This window comes from Acidobacteriota bacterium (genome assembly GCA_003225175.1).
Taxonomy (GTDB): domain Bacteria; phylum Acidobacteriota; class Terriglobia; order Terriglobales; family Acidobacteriaceae; genus Gp1-AA112.
In genome coordinates, this window is record QIBA01000195.1 from 1 (window position 1) to 5,656 (window position 5,656).

6 protein-coding genes are annotated in these 5,656 nt (G+C 53.8%); 1 reads left to right on the forward strand and 5 read right to left on the reverse strand.

Annotated features, from left to right (window positions below):
• Positions 1-180: 180 nt before the first annotated feature.
• The 4 genes from DMG62_24450 to DMG62_24465 form a co-directional block, all read right to left on the reverse strand.
• The gene (locus DMG62_24450) at positions 181-423 is read right to left on the reverse strand and encodes a hypothetical protein (protein ID PYY19585.1); all 243 of its coding nucleotides are present in this window, start codon (positions 421-423) and stop codon (positions 181-183) included.
• Between the two features lie 128 nt (positions 424-551).
• Positions 552-851 carry a hypothetical protein gene (locus tag DMG62_24455; protein ID PYY19586.1) on the reverse strand — a complete coding sequence of 100 codons (300 nt, stop codon included), beginning with the start codon at positions 849-851 and terminating at the stop codon, positions 552-554.
• A gap of 303 nt (positions 852-1,154) precedes the next feature.
• Positions 1,155-1,793: a hypothetical protein gene (locus DMG62_24460; GenBank protein ID PYY19587.1), complete on the reverse strand. Its 639-nt coding sequence runs from the start codon at positions 1,791-1,793 to the stop codon at positions 1,155-1,157.
• Positions 1,794-1,908: 115 nt separating this feature from the next.
• Complete coding sequence (locus DMG62_24465) at positions 1,909-2,418, reverse strand: hypothetical protein (protein ID PYY19588.1); 510 nt, start codon at positions 2,416-2,418, stop codon at positions 1,909-1,911.
• Between the two features lie 314 nt (positions 2,419-2,732).
• Here DMG62_24465 and DMG62_24470 point away from each other — a divergent pair, with 314 nt between their 5' ends.
• Positions 2,733-4,214 carry a PLP-dependent aminotransferase family protein gene (locus DMG62_24470; protein PYY19589.1) on the forward strand — a complete coding sequence of 494 codons (1,482 nt, stop codon included), beginning with the start codon at positions 2,733-2,735 and terminating at the stop codon, positions 4,212-4,214.
• A gap of 179 nt (positions 4,215-4,393) precedes the next feature.
• On the opposite strand, the gene DMG62_24475 is transcribed toward DMG62_24470, so the two are convergent.
• Positions 4,394-5,656, reverse strand: a 1,263-nt coding sequence (locus DMG62_24475; GenBank protein PYY19590.1) for a TonB-dependent receptor, incomplete at its 5' end; no start/stop codon positions are given.

A 5,656-nucleotide genomic window follows, 5' to 3' on the forward strand; every position in this document is an offset into this window, starting at 1 on the left:
TTTGTCGCGACTGCGACGGATGCCTTTATCAAAATAGACATTTTCAGATTGAAAAAGCTGTTGGAGCCGAGATCGAAAGGCTACCAATCAACCACTTCGCTATTCTCTTAAGAACAAAAGTGATTCGTCTCGCGCCCACCAATCGCGGAATCGCATACCGAAAGGTTCCAATTGTATTTCCTAATTTGATACCTGAAAGGGCTTGGAGACAATAACCACGTCAGCGAAAGCGTCAATAACGAGCCCGAGACATCCGGGCCGGAAGAAGTCCACGATCCCGTAGTCCAAATGGATTGTAGGGCTCTCACCTGCATTTGGAAATTCTTTAAGCAGCACAAACAACGCAATCGGTGAAAGAAGTTTTGCTGCTGAAACAGGTTCACATAAGGAAAATCCGAACATTACGCGCCTTGCAAACGTCATGACGAAGCTCCGGAAGAAAATGGCGGCTGGTGGAGCCTTCAAGTTGCGCGCCGGGGGAATGCGCTGGTTTCAGTGACATAGACGCGTGAGTGGGGGCCAAGGCTCGTAATGTTTGGTGAAGCTACCGGCTACTTCCCTTTCAGGTACTCCGCCGGTATCGGATTCTCTGGTGTTTCGCCTTCCCACAGCATGGTGATCACGTACCACCGCTTACCGTCATTGAACAACTGAAAACTGGCGATGCCTCGCTGAAATGGTTGCGCGTCGTCGGCTTTGTGCCGCAGTTCATAAGTGCTGAAAACGTGCGCGATATCTCTGTAGTGTTCAATCTTGTTTGAAATACCCCGCATGAGAAATCCCACCCGGATAGAAGAGTCGAGGAAAACGATCCCACTCCCTCTTCTTGCCTGCTGGACAGGAGATCGCATCGTAAGTCGCAGAAATAATTCCTTCGATCGAATGCAGATCTTGGGGCGACGCTTGCTCAGCCGAGGTAACTATGGAGGAGTAAGAAGACGTCTGCGTCGAAGCCGGCTGAGCCCAGGCAAGAGAAGCACATGTGAAAAGAAAAATAAGAATTGGGTTTTCCATGAATTCGGGAATCAGCATTTGTCTTTTGAGCAAATATTTGTTTAACCGCTTGTAGCCAGGTCTTATCCCGCACCAACGCCCTGTCGCGATTCCCCCAAATGAGCTTGTTCGAGAAGCTGTCATGGGAACAGCAACTTGATCTAACGCTTTGGTTCCGCACTTCGGGCTGCGTGCAGTTCTCTGCGCAGATCAGGGTTTTCGTCGAGGACCTCCGTTACCGCCTCCTTCCACGCTCTGAACCCAAGCTTCTCTGCGTCGGAGTCTATCTCGGCGGACAGTTCTTTCCGGACTGATATATCCTTCTTTCCGAGAGGAGTGCCGTAGAAGGAGACCAGGCCGTCGATTTCGGATTTGTTAAAGTGCCTGTCGTATACGCCCACGGAGAAATTGAGGAGTTCGTCGTCACGTAGCTTCTTCTCGAATCGCGCCAAAAAGAGCTTGATGAGTTTCTCACGATATTTCCCCGGCGGAAAGTTAACGGAGACCTGTGGACCGGCATTCGCCACTATTTGAGCCGCAAGGCTCCCAAAACCGTCTTTGATCCCCTGGACCTCCAACAGCTTCCTTATGGCCGCTTCCTTGACGGGATCGATCTTTGCAGCATGGAGATCAGCGGGTTCTGCGGCTTTCGTGTCCGCTGATACCCCGGCACGAAACGAAGAATAATCGGCCTGAGCAACGGCTTGATTCGAGACCGCGACGACCACGAGGACCAGCAAGGCGAGCTTAAAATTGGTTTCCCAATGCGGATTTCTTCTGAATGTCAAACGGTACTCCAGTTTTTCAGATTAGCTGTACAACTGTGCTGTGGCCTCGATCTTTCCTTGGAACAGAAAGCATTGTCGGGACGTCTTTTTAACTTTCTTGGTAAGGCACCTCGATGGCTTCGGTCTTTCAGTTACCAGGACGCAAAACCTTCATGGGAAGACGCGTGCATCGCTGAACTTCCTTTCGGAAGGTCTCTCCGTCGACATTGAAGCCGGCATGGGTGACGGTATGACCGTGCCGGTCGCGAATTTTGAATTGTCTGTTGCCTGTGTTGTATTGAAGGCTTGTCACGTCCGGCCAAAGGATCTTCCTCGTGCGGCCAAACCGGCCTCGCGTTTCCACGCCGTCCACATCAACTACGAGCAGTGGGGGGTACATGAATGGCACAAGTGCAAAAAATCCGAAGAAGGCGCATGGGACCCACCACTCCTGCGGGCGATGACGATAGGTGGTGAACGCAACGAGAAATGCGAGGACTATTCCGAAAGCCCAGACAAAAATGCGGATAGCCAAGGCAGCTGGAAACAGCATTCGTCCCGATTCGGGCGTGGCTCTTTCAGACCGTGATGACCGCCACATCCAGGCGAAGATAACCGCTACTGCGATAACGATCAGGCCGTGACTGACAAATCCCATCAGTTCGCCTCGTCTGTAAAACAGGCGTACTACGCCGATTGCGCCCAGTGACGCAGTACGCCATCAAAAATCCCTGTTCCATCTGAAGTTTGCGTTATACATTGACCGAAGACAATAACCACTTATACGGATCTCCTGATGACCAGTCTCGCGGCCTCTGATTGTGCGAAGAAGTGCAGTTCTTGAAACCACACCCGAAGCTCCTGAATCTTTACGACTAACAGGTTTCTGAGTATCCGGGTGGGGAGAACGGGATGAAAGGCAGCCTAACGGAGGTTTCTATGTCATGCAATCGCGAGAGGAGAGGTCTGTAGATGGGATCGTCGGAGTGGCAGTTCAAGTCCCGATTTGAACCTGAACTTCCTGTGCCAGACGTAGCCCCGCGCAAGGTTGCCACCGGATTTTTGCCGGTCATAGCACTGGACCGGAAGAGTTCGACTCCACTCCACCGCCAGATTTATGACATTTATCGGGCTGCTATCGTAAACGGAAATCTGGCTCCTTTACAAAAGATTCCTTCCAGTCGGGCACTTGCGGCCGAGTTGCGGATTTCCCGCATTCCCGTTTTGAGCGCCTACGCTCAACTCCTGGGAGAGGGCTATCTGGAGAGCGTAGGGGGCGGGGGAACGTTTGTTTCAAAATCTCTGCCAGACAGATTTCCCTCCTCTCAGCACAGGCGAGAGGAAACTCCCAAAGTTCACTCTGGTCCTCGGCCCATCTCAAGCCGCTCCGCCACTTTACCTTCCTTCATCGGTGCGCCATGGCTTGTGGGAAGAGGGGCGTACAAAAGCGTGCGCGCCGCCCCGTTGTACTTCAGCGATCCGATGGGATCCAAGGATTTTCGGAGCTCAATTGCGAAATACTTGAGAACTGTGCGTTCGGTGAAATGTGACGCCGATCAGATTATGGTGGTCAGCGGTTCTCAACAGGCCTTGGACGTCGCCGCGCGTGTCCTTCTCGACCCTGGTGATTCTGTCTGGCTCGAAGAGCCGGGATATAGTCTCAGCCGCCGGCTCTTTATGCTTGCGGGCTGCCGGCTGATTCCCGTGCCAGTTGATCAGGAAGGTCTGAATGTCGCCGCCGGCATTCGCCTTTGCAAGAACGCACGCGCTGCTTACGTTACGCCCTCGCATCAGTTTCCGCTGGGGGCAACCATGAGTTCTTCGCGCCGACATCAGTTACTCGAATGGGCTCAACAGGTCGGAGCATGGATCATCGAGGACGATTATGACAGCGAGTACCGCTATGAAAGCTCACCGATTGCGTCGCTTCAGGGGCTCGATCGCAATTCGCGTGTCATTTACGTAGGCACTTTCAGTAAGACTCTTTATCCATCGTTGCGCGTCGGATATGTGGTCATCCCTACCGATCTTGTGGATCGATTTGCTGCGACAAGACTCGCAATGGATGTTTACCCTTCCGACTTGTTCCAGGCGGTGCTCTCTGACTTCATCAATGAGGGGCACTACTCCCGCCATTTGCGGCGCACCAGCCTGCTATATCGCGAGCGCAGGGAAGCTCTTGTCAATGCCATCGCCGAGCAGTTCGGATCAGCTGTTCAGGTGCAGGGAGAACAATCCGGACTGCACCTGGTCGCCACTTTGCCGGAGGGGCTGGACGATCAGCAGGTTGCGAAGCGGGCTGCCGCGAAGAATGTCTGGGCCTGGCCCCTGTCAACTTGTTATCTCGGCAGGCCCGTACTGCAGGGTCTCGTTTTGGGCTTTGGAAGCACGCCGCTCGCAGAAGTCGGTCCGGCAATCCGTCGCTTGAACAAAGCCATCGACGAGCTTCGGTAATTTTGGGCGACTGCGAGCTCTGCGCAGGGTTGGATAAAGCGAGATTCTGCGCTGCCCTCCTTCGACACAGGGTGAGGCGTTCCTTTGAAAAAACTATTCCCTTGAAAATTGTAAACACCAGAACGAGGAGAATCGGAGAAGAGGGCCAGGATTCTCCTCGTTGCCGGCGGCGGGGGAACTCAGAAGAGAAACTTGAGCACCAGTTGAGTCTGTCGCGGATTGCTGGAGAAGACGCGCTCCGGATGGTCGAAGTTTGGCTGATCTGCAACCAGATAGTTGGTTACGGGAAGACCGGTTACAGAGACCAACGGAATCGAAGAGATATCGTTGACCCTTCCCGGCGTGAATTGAGGATGGTTGAAGAGGTTGAAGAACTGCGCCTGGAATTCGACAGCGGTACGCTCGGTAATGGCAAGCTTCTTCCCCACAGTGAGATCCCAGTTATTGATCGGACGGGTTCTCAGCGTGTTTCGACCGGCAGTCGGCCGCACCCCGGGCCCAGCAACGATGTACTGAGCAGTAGGATTCCGCGCAAGATATCCGACCACTTCGCCACTGGAGTTTTTCAGTGCCGTAACTCCGCTTCCTGTTCCGGGAACACCCTGGGGGTTGAATACGGTTCGATCTCCGGCGGAGTCTCCATTCAGGTTCGAATCGACACCGCTTCTGACGGTGGCATACTCGGGTGATTCAAAGTAATAGATAGGCGCCAGCAACCAGTTGCCCAAAAGATTTTTGGCGAACCAGTTTCCATTCTTAAACCACGACGATTCGTACAGCAGCGCGGTAGTAAATCTGTGACGACGGTCAAGCGCGGAGGAGCTGCGATCCTGCTTGAGACTCTGGAAATCCTGCATGCGCCGTGGAGAGAGCACAGTGGAGAAGAAGTCCGCCGTGCTGTCGTCTATCGCGTGGCTCCAGGTGTAGGCCATCTGCAGCTGAAGGCCATCGCTGAAGCGCCGATTCAGCTGCGTCTGAAGACCGTGGTATATCGAGGAACCGTAAGGCCTGAAGGAGGTAATGAAGGGAAAGTTGCCTCCGCAATTCGCGGGAAGGCCCTGGGCGGCGCAGAATTGAGCGCTCGTCCCGCCAAAGCCGGCAGCGACGTAGGCGGGAACATACCTCGATCCCTGTCCAGAAACCGGGTTATTTGGACGCAACGAGGAAAGCGTAACCGGGAGAGCGTCGAGCTGTGCCTGAGTTGGAGGGGAGAAGAAAGTCGGCAGCGAGCTGCCTGAGGCGGCAAGAGGCGACTGCGCGTTGATCCTCTCCTGCACGTTAAGATGGATGCCTCGCGTTCCGACGTAGCGGACTTCCGCTGTATAGGACTTGGCGAAGGAATGCTGAACTCCCAGATTCCACGTTAGCGAATAAGGATATTGTCGATCTACCGGTATGTTATTAGAAGTTGCTGCCTTCTCTGCCGGAAGGTTGGGAAAGGT

Excerpts from the sequence above, each read along its gene's own strand:
- DMG62_24470 (PYY19589.1), top strand. The coding sequence starts at position 2,733 with ATGGGATCGTCGGAGTGGCAGTTCAAGTCCCGATTTGAACCTGAACTT.
- DMG62_24450 (PYY19585.1), bottom strand. The coding sequence starts at position 423 with ATGACGTTTGCAAGGCGCGTAATGTTCGGATTTTCCTTATGTGAACCT.
- DMG62_24455 (PYY19586.1), bottom strand. The coding sequence starts at position 851 with ATGCGATCTCCTGTCCAGCAGGCAAGAAGAGGGAGTGGGATCGTTTTC.
- DMG62_24465 (PYY19588.1), bottom strand. The coding sequence starts at position 2,418 with ATGGGATTTGTCAGTCACGGCCTGATCGTTATCGCAGTAGCGGTTATC.